Source organism: Vibrio sp. Vb0888 (assembly GCF_033338835.1).
Classification (GTDB): Bacteria; Pseudomonadota; Gammaproteobacteria; order Enterobacterales; family Vibrionaceae; genus Vibrio; species Vibrio alginolyticus.
Map to the genome: position 1 here is coordinate 1 of NZ_JAWOTL010000342.1, position 1,031 is coordinate 1,031.

A 1,031-nucleotide genomic window follows, 5' to 3' on the forward strand; every position below is an offset into this window, starting at 1 on the left:
AATTGATACACTGTATGCCAACGCCAGACTCCGTCTGGCGTTTTCAGTTTGTGTGCTCCAAAAGCGATGCTAACGAGCTGAAGATCTAATTGCTCGCATTTTCGTGAGATGGCAACTTTGGCTAACTCAGATTGACGTCGTTGTTGCCAAAATAGAAAACAGAAAAAGCACAGTCCAAGTATTGCCAGTAGATCTCCTATCATCCTTAATCCTTTCTTATCCCTTTGTGGCTTGCTGCAATTTGATGAGTGCAGTGGCTAGCTCTTCCGATGGGCTAGAGTGCAGCAAAGGTAGCAATACCATTCTTAGCTCTGGCAGCATAACTAAATCGGCAAATAATTGATTGAACAGGGTTTGATTGCCTGTTTGTGCGAGTCGCAGCAAAAATTGTTCAGCGATTTTTGCATCAGAAAGAAGATGCCATGCTCGTCCCGCAATACCGATCAGTACTTCTTGGTGACTTAAACGAGGGCTTTGCAAAATCGCTTCTAGTACTGGTAAAGAGACTTCAGTTGGAGCGCCTGCTAACGCTCGAGTTAATGCCGATAGCAAGAACAAATCTGGTTCTGCGCTGTGAATCTCTTGCTGCGCTTTTTCTGCGATACGCTGCGCTAGTCGTTCTTGTAAGTCGACATGCTCAAGAGCACCAAGCAGTGCGTATAGAGGCTCGTTAGGTAAATGATTGAGAGCTTTACGCAGAGTGACCGCATTTTGCTCTTTACCAAGGCGTGCGGCGATATCGGTGATTCCTTGCAGGCCAACCGTCTGCCAGTTTTCCCAGCCTAGACCGCCTGTGAAGTAGTGCTGTGTATGTTCGTAATATTGGCTGGTGGGTAGATCCAAATTTGCACGAACTTGGCTGTGGAATACCGCCATTTTGTCTTCAGAAGGTTTGAACGTGTATGGATTATTGGAGAGTTTTTGTTGTTGCTCTTCAGACATCTCTTCGCTTAGACGAGTGCCCATGGCTTCAACTACGTATTTAATGAAGTTGCCAATATCAGATTGCTTGAGTAAGCCACGCTCATCCA

General features: G+C 45.8%; 2 protein-coding genes. Both read right to left on the reverse strand.

Annotated features, from left to right (window positions below):
* Positions 1–203, reverse strand: a 203-nt coding sequence (locus tag R7P72_RS26125) for a DUF3301 domain-containing protein (protein ID WP_025580438.1), incomplete at its 3' end; no start/stop codon positions are given.
* Positions 204–216: 13 nt separating this feature from the next.
* The coding region (locus R7P72_RS26130) for a DUF3549 family protein (RefSeq protein WP_318111174.1) at positions 217–1,031 on the reverse strand (815 nt) is incomplete at its 5' end.